The sequence below is a fragment of the Streptomyces stoeckheimensis genome, from assembly GCF_045822005.1.
GTDB lineage: Bacteria > Actinomycetota > Actinomycetes > Streptomycetales > Streptomycetaceae > Streptomyces > Streptomyces stoeckheimensis.
In genome coordinates, this window is sequence record NZ_CP169550.1 from 3139098 (window position 1) to 3159315 (window position 20218).

18 protein-coding genes are annotated in these 20218 nt (G+C 71.3%); 5 read left to right on the forward strand and 13 right to left on the reverse strand.

Annotation, left to right across the window (positions count from 1 at the left end):
• Window positions 1-16: 16 nt before the first annotated feature.
• Window positions 17-2956, reverse strand: coding sequence for a UPF0182 family protein (locus ACE1OC_RS14080; RefSeq protein ID WP_407837299.1), 2940 nt, complete (start codon window positions 2954-2956; stop codon window positions 17-19).
• 126 nt (window positions 2957-3082) lie between these two features.
• On the opposite strand from ACE1OC_RS14080, the gene ACE1OC_RS14085 reads away from it, so the two are divergent.
• The gene (locus tag ACE1OC_RS14085; RefSeq protein WP_407837300.1) at window positions 3083-3655 is read left to right on the forward strand and encodes a PPA1309 family protein; all 573 of its coding nucleotides are present in this window, start codon (window positions 3083-3085) and stop codon (window positions 3653-3655) included.
• Between the two features lie 40 nt (window positions 3656-3695).
• On the opposite strand, the gene ACE1OC_RS14090 is transcribed toward ACE1OC_RS14085, so the two are convergent.
• From ACE1OC_RS14090 to ACE1OC_RS14105, 4 genes are all read right to left on the reverse strand, one after another.
• Window positions 3696-4784 carry a PDZ domain-containing protein gene (locus ACE1OC_RS14090; protein ID WP_407837301.1) on the reverse strand — a complete coding sequence of 363 codons (1089 nt, stop codon included), beginning with the start codon at window positions 4782-4784 and terminating at the stop codon, window positions 3696-3698.
• Window positions 4785-4854: 70 nt separating this feature from the next.
• Entirely contained in the window at window positions 4855-5067 is a 213-nt protein-coding gene (locus ACE1OC_RS14095; RefSeq protein WP_274549473.1) for a hypothetical protein, read from the reverse strand.
• Window positions 5068-5195: 128 nt separating this feature from the next.
• Window positions 5196-5657, reverse strand: a complete 462-nt coding sequence (locus tag ACE1OC_RS14100; RefSeq protein ID WP_407837302.1) for a molybdenum cofactor biosynthesis protein MoaE — start codon at window positions 5655-5657, stop codon at window positions 5196-5198.
• A 128-nt stretch (window positions 5658-5785) separates the two neighbouring features.
• The gene (locus tag ACE1OC_RS14105) at window positions 5786-6949 is read right to left on the reverse strand and encodes an SDR family oxidoreductase (protein ID WP_407837303.1); all 1164 of its coding nucleotides are present in this window, start codon (window positions 6947-6949) and stop codon (window positions 5786-5788) included.
• Between the two features lie 193 nt (window positions 6950-7142).
• Here ACE1OC_RS14105 and ACE1OC_RS14110 point away from each other — a divergent pair, with 193 nt between their 5' ends.
• Together ACE1OC_RS14110 and ACE1OC_RS14115 are read left to right on the forward strand one after the other, a co-directional pair.
• Window positions 7143-8546: a zinc-dependent metalloprotease gene (locus ACE1OC_RS14110; protein WP_407837304.1), complete on the forward strand. Its 1404-nt coding sequence runs from the start codon at window positions 7143-7145 to the stop codon at window positions 8544-8546.
• A complete protein-coding gene (locus ACE1OC_RS14115) occupies window positions 8543-9067 on the forward strand; it encodes an NUDIX hydrolase (RefSeq protein ID WP_407837305.1) in 525 nt (174 codons plus the stop codon). The genes ACE1OC_RS14110 and ACE1OC_RS14115 overlap by 4 nt, the downstream gene beginning before the upstream one ends.
• A gap of 78 nt (window positions 9068-9145) precedes the next feature.
• Here the strand turns inward: ACE1OC_RS14115 and ACE1OC_RS14120 are convergent, their stop codons facing one another.
• From ACE1OC_RS14120 to ACE1OC_RS14135, 4 genes are all read right to left on the reverse strand, one after another.
• Entirely contained in the window at window positions 9146-9901 is a 756-nt protein-coding gene (locus ACE1OC_RS14120; RefSeq protein ID WP_250741811.1) for an AIM24 family protein, read from the reverse strand.
• A gap of 17 nt (window positions 9902-9918) precedes the next feature.
• Entirely contained in the window at window positions 9919-10599 is a 681-nt protein-coding gene (locus tag ACE1OC_RS14125; protein WP_250741833.1) for an AIM24 family protein, read from the reverse strand.
• A 29-nt stretch (window positions 10600-10628) separates the two neighbouring features.
• Window positions 10629-12275 (reverse strand): TerD family protein, encoded by a 1647-nt coding sequence (locus ACE1OC_RS14130; RefSeq protein WP_407837306.1) that lies wholly within the window; start codon window positions 12273-12275, stop codon window positions 10629-10631.
• Between the two features lie 139 nt (window positions 12276-12414).
• Window positions 12415-12954 carry a M48 family metallopeptidase gene (locus ACE1OC_RS14135; protein WP_407837307.1) on the reverse strand — a complete coding sequence of 180 codons (540 nt, stop codon included), beginning with the start codon at window positions 12952-12954 and terminating at the stop codon, window positions 12415-12417.
• Window positions 12955-13197: 243 nt separating this feature from the next.
• Between ACE1OC_RS14135 and ACE1OC_RS14140 the strand changes: the two genes are divergently transcribed.
• Window positions 13198-14304: a ThiF family adenylyltransferase gene (locus ACE1OC_RS14140; RefSeq protein WP_407837309.1), complete on the forward strand. Its 1107-nt coding sequence runs from the start codon at window positions 13198-13200 to the stop codon at window positions 14302-14304.
• A gap of 181 nt (window positions 14305-14485) precedes the next feature.
• Here ACE1OC_RS14140 and ACE1OC_RS14145 read toward each other — a convergent pair whose 3' ends face one another.
• Window positions 14486-17590 carry a tetratricopeptide repeat protein gene (locus ACE1OC_RS14145; RefSeq protein WP_407837310.1) on the reverse strand — a complete coding sequence of 1035 codons (3105 nt, stop codon included), beginning with the start codon at window positions 17588-17590 and terminating at the stop codon, window positions 14486-14488.
• 234 nt (window positions 17591-17824) lie between these two features.
• Here ACE1OC_RS14145 and ACE1OC_RS14150 point away from each other — a divergent pair, with 234 nt between their 5' ends.
• Window positions 17825-19156 (forward strand): ABC1 kinase family protein, encoded by a 1332-nt coding sequence (locus ACE1OC_RS14150; RefSeq protein WP_407837311.1) that lies wholly within the window; start codon window positions 17825-17827, stop codon window positions 19154-19156.
• A gap of 36 nt (window positions 19157-19192) precedes the next feature.
• On the opposite strand, the gene ACE1OC_RS14155 is transcribed toward ACE1OC_RS14150, so the two are convergent.
• From ACE1OC_RS14155 to ACE1OC_RS14165, 3 genes are all read right to left on the reverse strand, one after another.
• Entirely contained in the window at window positions 19193-19399 is a 207-nt protein-coding gene (locus ACE1OC_RS14155) for a hypothetical protein (protein ID WP_250741805.1), read from the reverse strand.
• A 112-nt stretch (window positions 19400-19511) separates the two neighbouring features.
• On the reverse strand, window positions 19512-19844 hold the full coding sequence (locus ACE1OC_RS14160; RefSeq protein ID WP_254384046.1) for a hypothetical protein: 333 nt from the start codon (window positions 19842-19844) through the stop codon (window positions 19512-19514).
• The gene (locus ACE1OC_RS14165; protein ID WP_214949242.1) at window positions 19841-20212 is read right to left on the reverse strand and encodes a WhiB family transcriptional regulator; all 372 of its coding nucleotides are present in this window, start codon (window positions 20210-20212) and stop codon (window positions 19841-19843) included. The genes ACE1OC_RS14160 and ACE1OC_RS14165 overlap by 4 nt, the downstream gene beginning before the upstream one ends.
• Window positions 20213-20218 lie beyond the last annotated feature (6 nt).

Sequence of the window (20218 nt, forward strand, 5' to 3'; positions counted from 1 at the left end):
GGTGGAACCATTACCGCTATCCGCTGGGCGTCGGCGTGGGCGTCGCGGTGGCCGTCGCCGTGGGCGTCGTCACCTTCGCCTCGGCTTCGATCGCCCGCTTCAGCGCGGCCTGCAGATCGCTCTGGGCCTTGCCGTACGCCGCCCAGTCGCCGGCCTTGAGCGCCTTGTCGGCGTCGTCGACCGCCTTCTGCGCATCGGCCAGGGCCGCCTTGACCGTCGGGTCCTGGCTGGTCGGCGGCGGGGTGGTGGTCCCGTCGCCCGGCGGGGTGGTGGTCCCGTCACCCGGGGGCGGGGTCGCCGACTCTGCACCGAACACCACGTTCAGCGCCTTCTCCAGCGTGTCCTCGAAGGCCGTCTGGTCCCCGTAGGTCACCAGGACCTTCTTCAGCAGCGGGTACTTGAGGCCGCCGCCGCGCACGTACACCGGCTCGACGTAGAGCATTCCCTTGTCGAGCGGGACCGTGAGCAGGTTGCCGTACTCCACCTGGGAATCGCCCCGGCTCAGGATGTTGATCTCCTGGGCGATCTCCGGCTTGGAGTTGAATCTCGCCTGGACGAGCTTCGGTCCGTCCACCGGGTTCTGGGTGGGCAGCTTCAGCAGCTGGATCTTCCCGTAGTCCGCGGTGGTGGGATCGGCGTTGACCGCCATGAAGGCGCTCAGGTTGTCCCTGCCGTTCGGCGTGAGCGTCGTGGTGAGCGAGAAGGCCTGGTTGGGGTCCTTCTGGCCCGGCATCTTCATGGAGAGGTAGTACGGCGGGACCGCCGTCCCCGCCTTGGTGGTCGGGTCGTCCGGCACCGCCCAGACCTCGCTGCCGCTGAGGAAGGTCTGCGGGTCCGTGACGTGGTAGCGGGTCAGCAGCTCACGCTGGACCTTGAAGAGGTCCTGCGGGTAGCGCAGGTGCTCCATCAGGGTCGGCGAGATCTCCTTCTTGGCCTTCACCGTGCCGGGGAAGGCCTTCATCCACGTCTTGAGGACCGGGTCCTTGGTGTCCCACTGGTACAGCTTCACCGTGCCGTCGTAGGCGTCGACGGTGGCCTTCACCGAGTTCCGGATGTAGTTGACCTGGTTCTCCTGCGCGACCACGGCGCGCTGGGAGTTGGTCAGCGAGTCCGCCGTCGTGTCCCCGAGCTGGGTGCGGGACGCGTAGGGGTAGCCGTTGGTGGTGGTGTAGGCGTCCACGATCCACTGGACCCGGCCGTCGATCACCGCCGGGTAGACGGCTCCGTCGATCGTCAGCCACGGGGCGACCGCCTCGACCCGGGCCTTGGGGGTCCGGTTGTAGAGGATCTTCGACTTGTCGTCGATGGCCCCCGAGTAGAGGATCTGCGGCTCGCTGAAGGCCAGGGCGTACGCGGCGCGGTTCACCGGGTTGCCCAGGCTCACCCCGCTGTCGCCCTGGTAGGTGGTCTCCTTCTCGCCCGCGTCGTTGGCGTAGTCGAGCTCCTTCTGCGGTCCGCCGACGATCGAGTACTGCTTCGTCTGCTCGCCGTAGTAGATCCGCTGCTCGTACTCGCCGAGGTCGCCCCGCGCGGGCAGGCCCGACTCGGTGAACACCGGCTCTCCGTTGGCGGTCACCTCGGTGCCCTTGGCCGCGACCACGCCGTATCCGTGGGTGTAACGGAAGTGGTCGTTGATCCAGTTGTTCTTCGGGATGCCCGCGAGGTTGATCTCACGGAGCCCGATGACCGTGTCCTGGCCCTTGTACCGGTCGACCGCCAGCGTGGCCGGGAAACCGTAGTAGCCCTTGTTCTGCTGGAGCTGCTGGAAGGCCGGGGACACGATGTTCGGGTCGAGCAGGCGGATGCTCGCCGTGGTGTTGGCGTCCTGGCGGAGCTTCTTCTTGTCCGCCTTGGGGTCCGGCAGGCCCGCGTAGTCCGTGACCGAGGCATCGGCGACGCCGTAGGCGTCGCGCGTCGCCTTGATGTTCTTCTGGACGTACGGGGATTCCTTGGCCTGCTCGTTCGGCTGGACCTGGAACTTCTGCACGATCGCCGGGTACAGCCCGCCGATCAGGATCGCCGAGAGCACCATCAGACCGAAGCCGATGACCGGGAGCTGCCAGGTGCGGCGCCACAGCGTCGCGAAGAACAGCACCGCGCAGATCGCCGCGATGGCGACGAGGATCGTCTTGGCCGGCAGGTACGCGTTGGCGTCGACGTAGCGCAGGCCGGTCCAGTTGTCCGCGGCCTTGAAGTCGCTGGACTTCACGGCGAGGCCGTACCGGTCGAGCCAGTACGCGACCGCCTTGAGCGTGACGAAGAGGCCGAGCAGCACCGACAGGTGGCCGGTGGCCGCTGCGGTGGCCCGAGCACCGGGGCTGGTGACGCGCAGTCCCCCGTACAGGTAGTGCACGACGGCGGCGGCGATCACCGAGAGCACGACGGCGGCGAAGCCGAAGCCGAGCAGGAAGCGGTACCAGGGCAGGTCGAAGGTGTAGAACGACACGTCCAGGTTGAACTGGGGGTCCTTCGTGCCGAAGGGCACCCCGTTCACGTACATCAGCCAGGTCTTCCACTGGCCCGCCGCCGAGGCGCCCGCGATCAGGCCGACCAGTGCGGAGATGCCGAGCAGTAGCCACTTGCGGTACGGCGCGACGGTCATCCGGTAGCGGTCGAGGCTCTGCTGCTCCATCGACATCGCGCTGAGCGGCGGCCGCAGCCGGTGGGCCAGCCAGATGTTCAGCCCGACGGCACCGGCCATCACGAGGCCGAAGACGGCGAAGAGGCCGACCTTGGTCCACAGGGTGGTGGTGAAGACGGTGGAGTAGTCGACGGAACGGAACCAGAGCCAGTCCGTCCAGAAGCCGGCGAACATGATGAACGCCATGGCCAGCACGGCCAGCACGCCCAAGGTCATCAGAAGAGTCCGGGCGCGCCGGGACGGGCGGCCGACTCTCATCCGTGGCCCGGAGGGGCCTCCGCCGCGGTCCGGCATCTGGAAAGCCAAGGTGCGCACCTCGAAAGTCGCTGTGTGTAAGTGATGCTGAGATTTTTCAAAGCATGGGCCCCCGATCGTAGAGCCCACTCATGCAACTTACTGAGGCTTTAGTCAGTTCCCGGTATCCGGTGGAAAGGAGGCAGGATGTTGCCCATGTCCAACCTTTCGCCGTCCCCCGGCACCCCTATGGCGGCAAGCCCGCTGACCCGTGCCGTCCTCGAAATCGACGAGTACGCCTCCACCCTCGGCTGGGACAAGCCCGCCCGGCTCTTCGCCCTGGTCGACACGGCCAGGCTGCGCAAGGAGGCTCCGGGCGTCGCCCGCCAGCTCGGCCTCGACCAGGACGACACGGGCAAGAACCAGCTCACCCCGATCGAGCAGGACGAAGTACCGGCCGGAACCCCGCTGGACAAGTTCCTGGGAACCATCGCCTGGCCCGCCTCGATCCTCGGCTGCGCACTGACCGTGGAGCGGCTGATGCTGCCGCCGTCCGCCGAGTCCTCCGTACCGGAGGGGCTCACCGACAAGCAGCTCACCAAGTGGGTCGCCACCCACCCGGAGCGCCAGGAGGTACGGCTGACCGTGGGCGTCCTGCGCGACGGGTCGCGGGAGTCGGCCGTACGGCTGCGGGACAAGGACTCGGCGAACGAGGTGCTGACCGGCGCGACGCTGGTGCCGGGGCTCGCCGAGGCGCTGGCCGCGACCTTCCTCGACTAGCCGGCGACGGGCTCGGGCGGCGGGGCCACCGCGGACACGGTCAGGACTTGGCGCACTGCGTCAGCCCGGCCGTGTCCCCCTTGCTGATCTTCTCCAGCGCCTTCACGGCGTCGTCGATGGTGGAGACCTTCACGAGCGTCAGCCCGTCGGGCACGTCGCCCGCGGCGGCGGCGCAGTTCTCGGCGGGCGTCAGGAAGTACTGGGCACCGGCCTGGCGGGCGCCGATGGTCTTCATCTGGATGCCGCCGATCGGGCCGACCTTGCCCGCGTCGTCGATGGTGCCGGTGCCGGCGATGAACTTGCCGCCGGTCAGGTTCTCCGGGGTGAGCTTGTCGACGATGCCGAGCGCGAACATCAGCCCGGCGCTGGGGCCGCCGACGTCGGCGAGCTTGATGTCGATGGTGAACGGGAACGTGTGGTCGGTACCGGCCCGGATGCCGACGACGGCGTGACCGTCGCCCTCCGCCTTGCCCGCGATGATCGAGACCTTCGTCGTGCCGGTGGGCTCGCGGTGCGCCTTCTCGGCCTCGGCGGCCTCGGCCGCGGGCACGATGGTGAACTCGACCGGCTCGCCGGGCTTGTGCTTGGTGACCAGCTTGGCCACGTCCTCGGGAGCGTTGACGGGCGTCCCGTCCACGGCCTTGATGACGTCTCCGGCATGCAGCTTGCCCTCGGAGGGGCTGCCCTTGACCACGGAGGCGACGATCACGCGGGCGGCGACCGGGATGCCGAGCTGCTTGAGGGCGGCCACCTTGGCGCTCTCCTGCGACTGGCTGAACTCCTCGGCGTTCTCCTGCGTGGACTCCTGCTCCGTCTTGCCGTCCGGGTACAGGTTCTCGTGCGGGACGACGATGTTGTCGCCCGCCGCCCAGCCGTAGACGGCCTCCAGCAGGTTCATGTCGTAGTCCGCGCCGGTGACGCGGACCGTCGTCATGTTCAGGTGCCCTGTGGTCGGGTACGTCTTGTGCCCCGAGATGTTCAGGACGGGCTCGCCGTGCGAGTCCCCGAGCGTGTTCACGGTCGGGCCCGGGCTCATCTCGGAGTACGGGGCCTTCATGAACACTCCCGCACAGAGCAGCGCGAACAGCATGAGGGTGGAGGCGAGCATCGTCGCAGTGCGGCGTGGCATGGATCGACAGTACGTGACGGCCCTGACGAGCGGCCCCCGGGGCCGGTCCGTACGGGGGCCCGGCGCCGCGTCAGACGGAGTCCACGGTGTCCTTCTTGCGCTGCGCGTCCGCGTCCGCCTTCGCCGCGCCCGGTTCGCTCTGGCCCATGGCCTCACGGAACCGCGCGTAGCCCGCGAGCTCGGATATGTCACCGGTCGTGCGGTCGCGTGCCGCCCAGCTGCCCCATATCGCCGCTCCGATCGCGGCGAACAGCGGAATCAGCAACCACGCCAAAGACGCCATGGGCGTGTCTCCCTACCCCGAAGTACGTGTTGTTGGTGGCTTCAACGCTGCTGCCCGGGAGGGGGTTACGCAAATCGAGGGCGTGTTGCGCGTCCGAACGGGGCAACCGGCGGCCCCCGGCCCCTGCCTCAGCAGGCGCCGACCCACTCTTCCGTGCCATCGGAGAAGGTCTGGTGCTTCCAGATCGGGACCTCGTGCTTGAGGTCGTCGATCAGCATGCGGGCGGCCTCGAAGGCCTCGCCGCGGTGCGGGCAGGAGACGGCGACGATCACCGCGAGGTCGCCGACGGCCAGGTCGCCGATGCGGTGGACGGCCGCGAGGGCGCGGACCGGGTACTTCTCCACGACGCGCTCGGCGACGCGGCGCATCTCCGCCTCCGCCGAGGGGTGGCAGGAGTAGCCGAGCTGGTCGACGTCCGCCCCGCTGTCGTGGTTGCGCACCGTGCCGACGAAGAGCGTCGTACCGCCCGTCGCATCGTCGCCGACGGCCTGGAAGACCTCGTCGATCGAGAGCGGGGTCTCACGGATCTCGAGCAGCCGGATCGGGTCCGGAGCGGCGTTCTCGCCGGGGTGGTCGAAGTGCGGTGCCATACCTTCCATCGTGCCCTAGCCGCCGACCCGGCGGAATAGCAGTTTCACCAGGGCCCCACCGGCCCCCTTGGGAGCCTCCTACAGAAACGGCCTGGTGGCGGGGCAGGCCGGGCCTGCCCCGCCCGGGGTCAGATGCCCCGGCGGCGGCGCGCGGCGCGGATCGCGGCGGCGGCGCCGAGCAGTGCGACCGTCGCGCCCGCGGCCCCCGCCGCCGTGGCGTCCTTGCGGCCCAGCCGGCGCCCCGCGACGGTGTGCCGGCCCGCGACCTCCTGGAGGAGCTCCGCCAGCACCTCCTCGTTGGTCCAGCGCGGCCGCCACCCGGCCGCGTGCAGCCTGCTGACGCTGACCACCCACGGGTGCATCGTGTACGCGAGGTCCCCGGCCGGGGACGGCGTGAGGCCGATCCGGTGCAGCCGGGCCGCCGCGCCCAGGGCCACGGCCGAAGGGAGCTCCATGCGGCGGATGCCGCTCAGCTCCTCGACCTCCTCCTGTTCGAGCCAGCCCTCGCAGCCGACCGCGAGCTCTCCTTCGACCTTCTCCAGGGCCGCGTACTCCAGCGCGCTGACGAGGTCCTCGACGTGGCAGAACTGCCACGTCGGGCGGGAGCCGGCCACCACCAGCAGGCGGGGGGACTCGAAGTACCGGGTCAGCGCGGTGTCCGTGCCGCCGACCAGTACGGCCGGGCGGACCACGGTGACGTTCAGGCCGGGGTGCGCGCGCGGAGCCCGGCGGCCCAGCCGCTCGATCTCCAGCAGGTCGCCGACCCCGGTCGCCTCGGCGGTGGCCCGCAGCTCGGCGTCCTCGGAGAGCGGGATGTCGTTGTCCGGCAGGGCCCCGTAGACCATCGTCGAGGTGCAGAGCACGACCCGGTGCACTCCGGCCGCCGCGGCGGCGGTGAGCACGGTCTGGGTCCCGCGCACGTTGTACGCCGTACGGGCCGCCGGGTCCGTTTCCAGGTCGAGGTCGAGGGCCAGGTGCACCACGACGTCCGTGCCGCGCAGCTTCTCGGCGATCGCCGGGTCCCGTACGTCCAGGAGGTGCCACTGCGCGTCCGCGCACTCCCCGCGCCGCTCGTCGATGGCGACGACCTGCTTGACCTCCTCGGACGCGGCCAGCCTGGCCACCAGGGCCGCCCCCACCCCCGAGGCGGCGCCGGTCACGGCGATCACGGGGCCTCGGCGCGCGGAACCGCCCGGGTTTCGCGTCCGGCGAACGCCCTGGGCGTCCTCGCCGTGCTCAGGGCGGTTTTCCGGGCCCTGCTCGTCCAAAGCGTGCGGATCTGGGGAACTCACCAGGCGTCTCCAGCGGTTGTCTTCAGTAGGGACGCACCGTGACGCGCACCCACCAGTCGATGTCCATCCTGCCGCAGCCCAGGAGTCAGCGGAGCACCGAGCCCGGAAGCGGGTCTGGTGTCTACGCTGGGTGGTGTTGTCGAACCCAATGCCCGTCGGCTCCCGCCGGCGGCCCTACGAGCCGAGGAAACCCGTGAGCGACACCCCATTCGGATTCGGCCTTCCGCCCGAGGAGCCGGACAACGGCGACGAGGGCAAGAAGAAGGGCAACCAGGGCGGTCAGAGCGGCCCGACTCCGTTCGGGTTCGGCACGGGCCTGCCCGGCGGCTCCGGCGGGCCGGGCGACGCCGACAACCCCTTCGCGGCCATGTTCGGTTCCATGAACCCGAACGACCTCGGCGCCGCCTTTCAGCAGATCGGCCAGATGCTGAGCTACGAGGGCGGTCCGGTCAACTGGGACATGGCCAAGGACATCGCCCGCCAGACCGTGGCCCAGGGCACCCCGGACGGGGTCAAGGACGCCAGCGTGGGCCTCGCCGAGAAGTCGGCGGTCGAGGAGGCCGTGCGCCTCGCCGACCACTGGCTCGACGGCGTCACCTCGCTGCCGTCGGGTGCCGCCACGGCCGTGGCGTGGAGCCGCGCCGAATGGGTCGAGGCGACCCTGCCGGTGTGGAAGGAGCTCGTGGACCCGGTCGCCGAGCGCGTCGGCGCGGCCATGGGCGGCGTCCTGCCCGAGGAGATGCAGGCCATGGCGGGCCCGCTGCTCGGCATGATGCGTTCCATGGGCGGGGCCATGTTCGGCCAGCAGATCGGCCAGGCGGTGGGCACCCTCGCGGGCGAGGTCGTGGGCTCGACCGACGTCGGGCTCCCGCTGGGCCCGGCCGGCAAGGCCGCCCTGCTGCCGCTGAACATCGAGAGCTTCGGCAAGGACCTGGGCGTCTCCTCCGACGAGGTCCGGCTGTACCTGGCGCTGCGCGAGGCCGCCCACGCGCGGCTCTTCGCGCACGTGCCGTGGCTGCGCTCGCACCTCTTCGGCGCGGTCGAGGGGTACGCGCGGGGCATCAAGGTCGACACCTCGAAGCTGGAGGACGTGGTCGGCCAGCTCGACCCGACGAACCCGGAGCAGCTGCAGGAAGCCCTCCAGGGCGGCATGTTCCAGCCGCAGGACACCCCCGAGCAGAAGGCCGCGCTGGCCCGTCTGGAGACGGCGCTCGCGCTGGTCGAGGGCTGGGTGGACGCGGTCGTGCACGAGGCCGCCAAGCCGCGGCTGACCTCGGCGGACGCCATGCGCGAGACCATGCGCCGGCGGCGCGCCTCGGGCGGTCCGGCGGAGCAGACCTTCGCGACGCTGATCGGGCTGGAGCTGCGGCCGCGCCGGCTGCGCGACGCCTCGCGGCTGTGGGCCTCGCTCACCGACGCGCGCGGCGTGGACGGGCGCGACGGGCTCTGGGAGCACCCGGACATGCTGCCGACCGCTTCCGACCTGGACGACCCGGACGGGTTCGTGCACCGCGAGCAGCTGGACTTCTCCGAGATCGACAAGATGCTGGGCGAGGCCGCCCAGAAGCGCGAGCAGGACGGCGACGACACCAAGTGAGCTTGCACGAAGACGCCGTCCTGGTCCTCAAGGGCTACGAGGGCCAGCCGGAACTGCGCGACGTCTACCTGGAGCACCTCGCGGCCCATCCCGACGGGGTCTACAAGCCCTGCCAGGCGGGCCACGTCACCGGCAGCGCGCTGGTGATCGACCCGGAGCGCGAGCGCGTCCTGCTGACCCTGCACAAGAAGCTGGGCATGTGGCTCCAGATGGGCGGCCACTGCGAGCCGGGTGATGCCACCCTGGCCGACGCCGCCCTGCGCGAGGCCCGCGAGGAGTCCGGCATCGGCTCGGGGCTGACCCTGCTGCCCGGCGGTCCGGTGCGCCTGGACCGGCATCCGATCCCGGCTCCGTGCAACTGGCACCTGGACGTGCAGTACGCGGTGATGGCGCCCTCGGGGGCGGTCGAAGCGATCAGCGACGAATCGCTGGACCTGCGCTGGTTCTCGTACGCCGAGGTGGCGGAGGTGGCCGACACCTCGGTGGTGCGGCTGCTGGAGGCGACGCTGGCGCGGCTCTGAGCCGGCAGGAACAGCAGGAAGGGGCGGCCCCGCCGATGCGGGGCCGCCCCTTCCGTCCGTCGTCCGTCCGTGTCCGGATCAGTTCCAGGCGTTGTTCTGGTTCTGCGCGTGGGCGCCGTGCTGGCCCATGCCGAACTGCGCGGCCGCGCCCTGCCCGATCTGGGCGTTCTGCGGCGGGAGCGCCTCGCTGGGCTGGACCAGGGCGAAGCCGGTGCCGAGGAAGCTCAGCTCCCAGCCCTCGCCGGTGTTGCCGCGCCGCCGCCAGACGCCGGTGGAGTGCGTCTGGGCCTGCATCTGCACGCGCAGCGAGGTGGACCAGGCGACGATGGCGTCCGCGTCGGCGTTGACGTACTTGTCGGGCGTGACCTGCATCATCAGCGGCTGCCCGGAGGTCATCAGCGCGACCTTGCCGCGGCCGGTGATGTTGAGCTGGTACTTGCCGGAGCCGGAGATCCCGTACTGGCTGTCCACCGCGATGGCCTCGGTGTGCAGGGTGGAGTCCAGGGCCAGCACGTAGCTGCTGTCGACCGTGAGGCCGTCCTGGTCCACGTCCACGACGTGGACGTACTGCGCCAGGTTGGCCAGGTAGACCGTGCCCTGTCCGGAGCAGCGCATCAGGTCGAGGCCCTCGCCGGTGCGGGCGCGGGCATTGCGCTGGGTGGTGCTCTGGTACTCGCCGTCGAAGTCGATGATCCCCTGGTAGGCGACCATCGCGCCCTTGCGGGCGAGCACGTCGTCGGAGCCGCTCAGCGATACCCGCAGAAGCTGCGGGTTCTGGACGGCGTACCGCTCCTGGGTCTGCGCCTCGGCGTGGGCGAAAAGTGAGCTCTGCATGGTGTGTCTTCTCCCCCTCAGCCCCGGGCCCGGAGCCGGTCGGTGCTGTCCTCGCTGGGCTGTACGACGACGATGCCCTGGCCGGAGAAGGCCATCTGGTAGGCCTCCCCGCTGCCCCGGCCGATCATCGACGAGGCCTTGAAGCTGCGCTTGCCCTTGACCTTGAGGTTCGGGGACCAGGCGACGAGCGCGTCGGGGTCGACGTACGTCTCGTCCTCGCCGCGGCCGCAGTCGACCACGATCGGCGTGCCGCGCGAGGTGATCGCGACCCAGCCGGTGCCGGCGACCGACACGTTGAACAGGCCCTGGCCGGCGAACTTGGCCATGCCCTTGACCCGCTCGACGCCCCACTGGAGGTGGGCGTCGAAGGCGAGCAGGTTGGTGCCGTTGACGGAGAGCGAGTCGTTGTTGAGGTTGATCACGACGACGTCCGCGCCGTAGTCGGCGAGGTAGAGCAGGCCGTCGCCGGAGGCCTTCATCAGCGGGGCGCCTTCGCCGGTGAGCCACTGCGAGGCCATCTGGCGGACGGCCGGCGGGTTGGGCTCGTACTGCACGAAGCCCTCGTAGGCGACCATCGATCCGGTGCGCGCGAAGAGGTCCTGGCCGCTCTGCATGGCGACCTTGAGCATCGCGCGGCCGTGGTTCTCCATGCGGGCCGTGACGGGGGTCGGGGCGTAGCCCGCGAGCTGCTGGTTCATTGCGTTCATGGCATTCATGTGGGGCTCCCTCAGACCTCGTACGGCTGGACGACGATGAAGTTGCCGGGAGCGCCGCGGAACTGGAGGTTCACGGTCTCCCCGCTGTGACCGGGGTAGGCGTTGCGGCGCAGCCGGACCTGGCTGGAAATGATCACCTGGGCGGCCGAGGACCACGCGACGATGGCGTTGCTGTCCGCGAAGGTGGTCGGGGTGACGGGCAGGACGACGGGCACGCCGTGCGTCTTGACGATCACCGTGCCGGTGCCCTGGAACTGCATGGTGAACAGGGCGCCGCCCGGGATGCCGTGGCCCTCGATGCGGCGGATCTCGTGCTGGAGCGACTCGTCGAAGGCGAGGACGTTCTCGGCGGAGACGCAGATGCCGTCGCCCTGGAGCTCGATGGCGTGCAGGTGGGCGCCGTTCTCCGCGAGGAAGATCTGCCCGCGGCCCGAGCAGCGCATCAGCTGCATCTCCTGGCCGGTGGCGTTGCCGACGACGCGGCCGGCGAAGCCCGCGCCCTTGTAGCTGAAGTCGACCTTGCCCTGGTAGAGCACCATGCTGCCCTGGCGGGCGAGGACGGCCTGGCCGCCCATGGCCAGGTCGACGCGCATGAGCTGCTGGTTCTGCGGGGTCCAGCGGGCGCCGGTGGGGGCTTCCTTGTACGGCTGGAGCGCGGCGGCGAGTCCGGCGCCGGCGGCGGGCACCGCCTGCGGGGGCTGGCCGTAGCCCTGGGGCTGCTGGCCGTAGCCGGGCTGCTGGCCGTACGGGGGCTGCTGCTGGCCGGGTACCTGACCGTACGAGGGCTGCGGCTGCTGCCCGTACGGCGCGGGGGCCGGGGCGGGCGGCGGAACCTGCCCGTAGGGCGCGGGGGCGGGGGCGGACGGGGCCAGGGGTGCGCCCATCGGTGCGGCCATGGTGGGGGCCGCGTGGACGGGCTGCTGGTACGGCGCGGGTGCCGGGGCCTGCGCCGGGGCGGGGGCCTGGGCGGGCGCCGGGGCCTGGGGCGGCGCGCCGAAGGAGGGCGCCGGGGCCGGGGGCTGCGCCTGGACGGGAGCGCCGAAGGAGGGCGCCGGGGCGGCGGCCTGCGGGGGCGGGGCGAAGCCGGGCGCACCGGCCGGGGCCTGCGCCTGCGGCGCGGGCTGCTCCTCCTCGGCGACCTCGCCGCCGAAGTTCTGGAGCAGCGCGGCGAGTCCGCCGTCGAAGCCCTGGCCGACGGCGGCGAAGCGCCATACGTCCTTGAGGTAGAAGTCGCCGATCATCAGCGCGCGCTCGGTGCTGAACTCCGAGCCCGAGAAGGAGTACCGGACGACCTCCTCGCCACCCGCCACGACGCGGATGTAGCCGGGGCCGATCTGCGACATCTGCCCGGCGCCGTCGATCGAGGCGGCGAAGGAGAGCTTGTGGATGTTGGCCGGAATGCGGTCCAGGGTCACCCGGAAGGATTCCGTGTCGCCGGCCTGTGCGCCGAGCTGCTGGATGGACTCCTCCGGCGACTTCGGCTGGTTGAAGAAGACGAAGTAGCGGTCGTCCGAGAGCTGTTCGTTGGCGTCGAGGCCGAAGCAGCTGATGTCGATGGCGAGCCCGGGCCCGGCGATCTGGACACCCACGTAGAGGTCCGTGCCCGCCGTCAGATCACTGATTTTGGCCTTGTGACCGCGTTGGAATTCCCTGGCCATACGTAAGACCGTCCCCCATCCCGACTGTGAATGCGTGCCGCTCAGGCTAACGCCAACCTCGGACATCCGGCCAAGTCGGTACCGACCCGGTACATATCACGAGGTGTGACATGGCGGGGTTATAGCGGACAAATGCGGATCATTCCTCGCGGGCGGCGGGGACCTTCGGAAGGCGCTCGGCGGCGACGACTCCTTCGAGGTACCCGCGCGCCCGCTCGGTGCGCGGATACGCCTCCAGCAATTCCCAGAAATCGGGGCCGTGCCCGGGCACGAGGAGGTGCGCCAGCTCGTGCAGCAGCACGTAGTCCACGACGTACTCCGGCATCCCCTGGATGCGGTGCGAGAGCCGGATGCTGCCTTCGGCCGGGGTGCAGGAGCCCCAGCGGGTGTTCTGGTTGGTGACCCAGCGGACCGTGCGGGGGCGGGCGCGGCCGCTGAAGTACTGCTCGGACAGACGCTCGGCGCGCTCGGCGAGTTCCGCATCACCGAAGGTGCGCTTGCTCTCTTGCGCCGCGAGCTTGTCGAGCATGACGCCCACCCAGCGCTGCTCCTCCGCCTCGGACATCCGGGCAGGGATGAGGACGACCGTACGATCACCCTCGCGGTAGGCGGATACGGTCCTGCGGCGGCGCGCGCTCCGGCGGACTTCGACGGCGCGCTTCGGTGGATCGGCGGACACGCCATGACGGTACCCGGTCGCCGCGGCGGAAGTCCCGCCCTCCCGGGGTCGAACACGAACCGTTGCGCAGTCGGCGGCACGGGCGCCCGAAAGAACGCTCGTCATTCATTTCATATACCTAATACCCCTCACCTGTGGACAAATTTGAGCAGGTCTCTCTCCGGCCGGGCAATCTTGCGGAAAGCGACGCGGCCCCAGGGAATGCGGCGCGTGAATCGAACCGCGAATCGAGGGAGGACCGCGATGTATCCGAAGGTGAAGCCGGCGCTGGCACGGGCCTGGCGGGATCTGCAGACGGTGCAATTCGGTGTGACGCCCGCCCACGCGGTGGTGCTCGGGCCCGTGGACACGGCGACGGGCTCGCTCCTCGACCTGATCGACGGGACGCGGGGCATGGAGCTGCTCCGGTCGGAGGGCAAGGCGATGGGGCTCCCGGACGGCCGGGTCGACGAGGTGGTGCGGAGGCTGGCGGCGGCCGGGCTGCTCGACGACGCCACCGCGGGCGGCCCCCGCGCCCAAGCGGTGCGGGACCGGCCGGAGGCCCTCGAGCGGCTCGGCCCGGACCTGGGGTCGCTGTCCTTGGTCCGCCCCCGGCCGGGCGGGGACTTACAGGGTGTCGCCGCCCGGCGGGTGCTACGGGTTCAGGTGCGCGGGAGCGGCAGGGTGGGCGCGGTGATCGCCTCGGTCCTGGCGGGAGCGGGCATCGGCCGGGTCGAGGTGCTCGACGGGGGCCGCACGCAGCCCGCGGACGTGGCGCCCGGCGGTCTGGGCCCCGGCAGCGTGGGACGGCTGCGCGCCGAGGCCGCGCGGACGGCGGTCCGCGATGCGGCCCCCGGACGCGGGCCGCGGACCGGGGAGAGCGAGGGCCCGGAGCCGGGGCTCGCCCTGGTGGTGGTCGCACCCCGCGACGGCCTGCAGTCCTGGGCCCCCGATCCGCAGACGGCTGCCGACTGGGTCACCACCGGCACCCCGCACCTCTACGCGGGGGTCCTGGAGGGCACCGGGCTGGTGGGGCCGCTGGTCCTGCCCGGAGCCACCGCGTGCGCCGGCTGCATGGAGCGCGACCGGATCGACCGGGACCCGGCCTGGCCGCGCATGCTGGTCCAGTGGCGCTCGGCCCACCGCCGCCGCACCGCAGCCGCCTGCGACCTGGGCCTGTCCACCGCAGTGGCCGGCCTGGCCGCGGCCCACGCCCTGTCCTTCCTCGACGGCGAACTCCCCGCCTCCACCGCCACCCGCTGGGAGGCCGCGCTCCCGTCCCTCCACTGGGAGTCCACCCCGGTGCAGCCGCATCCGGACTGCCCGTGCGAGGCGGCGAAGGTCCCGGCGGCTCAGGGGGTGGGGGCGTGAGGGGGCTAGGGGGTGTCCGCAAAGTCCCGCCTGCCCCGCGGCGCCTGGCACGCGCTCTCGGCGCACCGGGCGAAATCCCGAGTACGTCCAGTACGCAGGCTTCCGCCCGGCACACCGAGAGCACGCACCAGACCCCGCGGGGCCGCCCTTCGGGCGGCCGGCAGGACATTGCGGACACCCCCTAGGCCGTCCCTTCGACGATCTGGCAGAACCGCTCGATGCGGGGCCCGGCCGAGGGGACCACGGGGGCGAGGCTGCGGAGGTTGACTATCAGCGCGCTCAGCTGCCCGGGGGCCGGAGCTTCCGCGAGAAACTCCGCGAGGCGCTGCTCGGCCTGCTCCCAATGCGACCACAGGCAGTGGGCGAGCAGGAGGCTGTCCGCTTCGAGGACGCTGGGGACTTCGGCGTCCGGAGAGCTCCGCAGTTCCACCACGCGCGTCAGGTGGTGGTCACGGTCCGGGTGCCGGAGTGCGGTCTTGACCACGGCCATCTCGTAGTGCGTCCACGCGTCATCGGGATCGAGCTCGATGGAACGGGCGAGGTCCTCGAGCGCCTCGTCGTAGTGGCTGAGCAGTCGGTGGAGCAGGCCGCGGGCGGTGAGTGTGGAGGCGCTGGCGGGAAGGAGCTCGACCGCACGGTCGTAGTCGGCCAGGGCTTCGCCGTACGCGCCGAGCATGCGGTGGCAGTCCCCTCTCCGTCTGATGCCCCAGCCCCGCTCACGGCTGGTCTCTTGAAGGCGGTCGTAATCCGCGAGAGCCAACTCGAACCGACCGAGCCTCACCCACGTCATCGCGCGCGCGAGGAACGTCAACGGCAGGTCCGGCTCATGGGCGATGGCGTGCCCGAATTCGTTCAGGGCCTCGTCGTACCGCTCCAGCGACAGGAAGACCTCGCCACGGCCGGTGTGGGCCCAGCCAGAGCCCGGATCGAGCTCGACCGCCCTGGTGTAGTCCGCGAGCGCATCCTCGTGCTGCCCCAGTTTGCGGTGCGTGTCGGCCTTCAAAGTGACGGTCCAGGCGTCGCCGGGCCTCAGTTGGACCGCCCGCGTGAGGTCGGCCAGGGCCTCTTCGTGCCGCTCCAGCTCCCTCAGCGCGATCCCGCGGCGGATGAAGACCCAGCCGTCGTCAGGAGAAAGCTCAATGGCCTGCCGGTAATCGTCGAACGCCTCCTCGTGGCGCCCCATCGACTCCAGGGTGACCGCTCGCTCGCTCAAGATCGATGCTCTGTCTGCGGGTTGACCGGCGAGCGCCCGCGTGAAGTCGGCCAGAGATTCCTCGTAGCGGGCCATGGACTGACAGGTGATTCCGCGGCGGCGGAGCACCGTCGGATCGTCCGGGAGGAGCGCGAGCGCGAGGTCGAAGTCGGCGAGGGCTGCCTCGAAGCTGTCGGCCCAGTGGTGCAGCATCCCCCGGTTGACCAGGCTGGAGACCCGGCTCGGATCGAGCTCGATGGCCCGGGTGTAGTCCACGATCGCCGCATCGCCGCTCGATGTGAGCATGTGGGTAAGGGCCCGTCCGAAGTAGGCGCGCTCAGCCTGGGGGTTCACCGTGATGGCATCGGTGTAGTCGGTCAGGGCCTGTGCGTACTCCTCGGCGCGGCGGTGGTCCCGGCCGCGCAGGGTCAGGGCCAAGGCCCGGCCTTCGGGGGCGAGCCCGGCCCGGGTCAGGAGCAGCGTCAACGCCGCGTTGGCCGGGGCCGGCTGGTCCAGGGCCGTGCCGAGGTCCTGGGACCAGCGGGTCAGGGTCGGGGAGTCCGTGTCGCGGGCCGCTGCGGCCAGGGTCGTCGTCCAGCGGTGGAGGGTGGTGATGCCGTGGTCGTAGGCGTCGACCAGGTCACGGAGGAGGGGCGGGAGGGCCGTGCGGGGATCCGCGCAGAGGCGGTGGTAGGCCTCTTGCAGGCGGTGGCCGCGCCAGGTTTCGTCCGACCACCACCCCTCCGACGGGGTCGGGGCCGACTCCAAGCGCTCGCGGCGCCGCCGGAAGGCGTCGGCCAGCCGGGTGTGGAGCTGTTCCCAGCGGATCGGGGACTGCCTGCGCTGCAGGCGCAGCATCGCGCCGCGGACCACCTCGTGATAGCGGCAGTGGCCGGAGCGGTCGGTGACGAAGGGCATCGACCGGAGCCAGCCGAAGAGTTCGACCGCCTCCTCCTCGACGGCCGCCCGGTAGACGTCCTCGTCCAGTTCCTGCGGGAACGCGCAGGCCAGGGCGGCAGCGCGGTGGGCGGGGTCGGGCACCCACTTCAGGAACCGCTCGACGGCGGTGCCGCTCGGGTCCCCGATCTCCTCCAGCTCCTCCACCGTGCCCGGCTGCGTCTCGGCCAGGGTGGAGACCAGGACCGGGAGCCGGCCCGACAGGCGCAGGATCACCTCGACGACCCGCTCGTCGGTGACTCCCTTTCCGGTGAGGAGGCGGCGCGCCTCGGTCTCGGTGAAGACCTCCAGGGGCCAGTCGGTGACCAGGTCGTGCCAGTCTTCCCAGGTGCGGGCGGCCAGCTTCGACTGGCCGGCCAGGACGACCAGGACGTTCGCGGGGAACTCCCCGTAGCGTTCGCTGCCGAGCACGTCGCGGAGCCAGGTGTCCAGCATGGGTCCGGTGCGCTCGTAGGTGTCGAAGAAGAGCACGATCCACGGGTGCTTGCGGGCCACCTCGGCGAGCTCTTCGAGGAACACCGGGGTCAGCGTGTCCAGCGGAGAGAGGACCAGCTCGACGTCGCCGTGGTTGCGCAGGCGGGTGCTGAGGAGGGCCTTGACCCGGTCCGCACCGGCGGCGATCTGGTTCGGGTCAACGGCTCCGGTGAAGGCGCCGACTCCCGGGATCATCCCGAGTCCGGCCAGGCCCAGCTGCGAGGCGACCACGCTGGACGGGGACGGCGGCGGGGCACCTCCCGCCGCCGGGTCGGCCCCCGACACGGCCGTGAGGACTCCCGCGTCGGCCTCGTGCCGGCGCTGGCGGTAGGTGGCCAGCAGCTTGTCGAAGCTCTTCATGGGCAGGCCGCGCTGGGCGAACTGAGCGCTGACCGCTTCCATGGTCTCGACGACGTCGGCGACCGACTCGTCCGCGTACGCGGTGACCGCCCCGCCTTCGCGGGCGATGGTCTCCAGGTGCCGGATCAGGGTCGACTTGCCGACTCCCGCCGGGCCCCGGACGTGGAAGAGGAACTGCGCCGCCTCCTCCGGGGGCTGGCGGAGGGCGTCGCGGAAGGCGTTCACCTCGCTCTGTCTGCCGATGAAGCCGCCGGAACGGTGTCGCCGGATCAGCTCCTGCCTCGAAGGTCCCCGTCCCGCCATCCCCCAGCACCTCCACCACCCGAACGCGGCCCGCCGTCCGTCCATGCTGGCCCACCGGGGCGGCCGCCGTCCGCCGACCGGTGGATTCCCCCCTCGCGCCGGACTGGAGCGGCAGGGCATGCGGAGGGGGCGAGGGCCGGGGGTCATGACAGGATGCTTTTGGCCGGGAAGGCCTTCGGGGGACTCCCCCGGACCGCCGCTTGCGGCTCAGCTGTCTGGGAATTGGAGGGGCGCATGTCTGATCTTCCCCGGAAGGCGGTCACTCGTACCGTCAAGCTGGCCGCGCTGCCGCTCGGCATAGCGGGCCGGGCCACCTGGGGGCTCGGCAAGCGGATCGGCGGCAAGTCGGCGGAGATAGTGGCGCGCGAGCTCCAGCAGCGCACCGCCGAGCAGCTGTTCCGTGTGCTGGGAGAGCTGAAGGGGGGCGCCATGAAGTTCGGCCAGGCGCTCTCGGTCTTCGAGTCGGCGCTGCCCGAGGAGGTCGCCGGGCCCTACCGCGCCGCGCTGACGAAGCTTCAGGAGGCGGCCCCGCCGCTGCCCGCGGCCACCGTGCACCAGGTGTTGTCGGAGCGGCTCGGCGCGGACTGGCGGGAGCTGTTCGAGGAGTTCGAGGACAAGCCCGCGGCGGCTGCCTCGATCGGGCAGGTGCACCGGGCGGTGTGGCACGACGGCCGGCCGGTGGCGGTCAAGGTCCAGTACCCGGGGGCCGGCGAGGCCCTGCTGTCGGACCTGAAGCAGCTGAGCCGGTTCGCGGGACTGCTGGGGCCGCTGATCCCGGGCATGGACATCAAGCCCTTGATCAAGGAGCTGCGCGACCGGGTCTCGGAGGAGCTGGACTACGAGCTGGAGGCCGAGGCCCAGCGGACGCACGCGGACGCCTTCGACGGCGACGAGGACGTGGTCGTCCCCGACGTGGTGCACCAGGGCGACCAGGTGCTGGTGACCGACTGGATCGAGGGGACCCCGCTGTCGGAGGTGATAGCCGACGGCACCCCGGAGGAGCGCGACCGCGCAGGACAGCTCCTGGCCCGGTTCCTCTTCTCCGGCCCCGCGCGCACCGGGCTGCTGCACGCCGATCCGCACCCGGGCAACTTCCGGCTGATCTCCGGGGCGGACGGCCGGACGCGGCTGGGCGTACTGGACTTCGGGACGGTGGACCGGCTGCCGGGCGGCTGGCCCAAGCCCATCGGCCGGTCGCTGCGGATGGCGCTGGACGGTGATGCCGAGGGCGTCTACGGGCACCTGCGCACGGAGGGGTTCGTACGCGAGTCCATCGAGCTGGAAGCGGACGCGGTGCTCGACTACTTGCGGCCGATGCTCGAACCGGCGGAGGCCGAGGAGTTCACCTTCACCCGGACCTGGCTGCGCGGCCAGGCCGCACGGATCGCCGACCCCCGCTCCCCCGCGCACCAGTTGGGCCGGCAGATCAATCTGCCGCCCTCCTACCTGCTGATCCACCGGGTGACGCTGAGCACCATAGGGGTGCTGTGTCAGCTGGGCGCGACGGTCAGGCTCCGCGAGGAACTCGACTCCTGGCTGCCCGGGTTCCTGCCCGAAAAGGGCTGAGCCGGAGGGCGGCGGGCGGCGGCCCCGGGCGGGAGCTCACCACCAGGCGGAGTCGAGGCGGCCTTCGATGGCGCGGAGGTTCGCACGCGCGCAGTCGACGCAGAAGTACTGTCTGGTCCCGTTCTCCACGGAGCAGGTCCAGGTGGGCGGGGCGCCGGCCGGTGACTGGGCGCCGCAGCGCGCGCAGACGACGGACGGGGCCTCGGTTCCCGGCGGTGCCGGGCGGGGAGTCGGCTGGTCCACCTCCAGACGATATCCCCGCGGGGCCGGTGGGCGGTCCGCAACGCACCGGAGGGACCGGCCCGTTCGGGCCGGTCCCTCCGGTGGTTTCTTCCGAGCCGTCTCCAGCTCTCTCTTAGTGCATGACGGCCATGGCCAGCGCGCGCCGGGCGCGCAGCGAGACGCGCTCGGCTCGACGCTGCATGCGCCGCGCGGCGACCAGGCGTACGGCGCGACGCTCGGCGTCGACCTCACGCATGCGGTCGTCCATATGGGCACGAGCCATGGCTTCTGGGATGAGTTGCATTTCGCGGGTCCTGTTCTGACGCGAGGTGATCGCGCCGGCGGTGATGAAGTCTGCGGTGGCGGAGCCGTGCGGCTGCTCGCTCGTGGTGGCGTGGGGGGACATGAGGGCCTGCTTCAGGGGGTCGTGCGTCAGGGGGCGGTCGATGGTTCCGTTGGCGGTCATGCCGCGACAACCGGGTTCTTGCGCGGACGGCCACGGGGACGCTTCCGGGCGACGACGACACCCTGGACGAAGAGCTCGCCTCCCCAGACACCCCAGGGCTCGCGGCGCTCCAGCGCACCGGCGAGGCAGGCCTCGACCAGCGGGCAGGTGCCGCAGAGGGACTTCGCGTACTCGACGTCGGCCGGGGACTCGGCGAAGAAGACCTCGGGGTCGTAGGTGCGACAGGCGACGGGCACGCCGAGGTTCTCGATGGCGTCGTCGAGCGCGGTCAGCGCGGTGAGGGGAGTCAAGGTGGAGTCCTCCGGGACTGCGGGCGGGGAGAGGGTCTGGGTCTTCGGTACGGACGGGGCGTGCGCTTCGAGTTGCACGGTGGT

Excerpts from the sequence above, each read along its gene's own strand:
- ACE1OC_RS14090 (WP_407837301.1), bottom strand. The coding sequence starts at position 4,784 with ATGCCACGCCGCACTGCGACGATGCTCGCCTCCACCCTCATGCTGTTC.
- ACE1OC_RS14130 (WP_407837306.1), bottom strand. The coding sequence starts at position 12,275 with ATGGCCAGGGAATTCCAACGCGGTCACAAGGCCAAAATCAGTGATCTG.
- ACE1OC_RS14150 (WP_407837311.1), top strand. The coding sequence starts at position 17,825 with ATGTCTGATCTTCCCCGGAAGGCGGTCACTCGTACCGTCAAGCTGGCC.
- ACE1OC_RS14120 (WP_250741811.1), bottom strand. The coding sequence starts at position 9,901 with ATGCAGAGCTCACTTTTCGCCCACGCCGAGGCGCAGACCCAGGAGCGG.
- ACE1OC_RS14145 (WP_407837310.1), bottom strand. The coding sequence starts at position 17,590 with ATGGCGGGACGGGGACCTTCGAGGCAGGAGCTGATCCGGCGACACCGT.
- ACE1OC_RS14085 (WP_407837300.1), top strand. The coding sequence starts at position 3,083 with ATGTTGCCCATGTCCAACCTTTCGCCGTCCCCCGGCACCCCTATGGCG.
- ACE1OC_RS14140 (WP_407837309.1), top strand. The coding sequence starts at position 13,198 with ATGTATCCGAAGGTGAAGCCGGCGCTGGCACGGGCCTGGCGGGATCTG.
- ACE1OC_RS14160 (WP_254384046.1), bottom strand. The coding sequence starts at position 19,844 with ATGACCGCCAACGGAACCATCGACCGCCCCCTGACGCACGACCCCCTG.
- ACE1OC_RS14095 (WP_274549473.1), bottom strand. The coding sequence starts at position 5,067 with ATGGCGTCTTTGGCGTGGTTGCTGATTCCGCTGTTCGCCGCGATCGGA.
- ACE1OC_RS14100 (WP_407837302.1), bottom strand. The coding sequence starts at position 5,657 with ATGGCACCGCACTTCGACCACCCCGGCGAGAACGCCGCTCCGGACCCG.
- ACE1OC_RS14125 (WP_250741833.1), bottom strand. The coding sequence starts at position 10,599 with ATGAACCAGCAGCTCGCGGGCTACGCCCCGACCCCCGTCACGGCCCGC.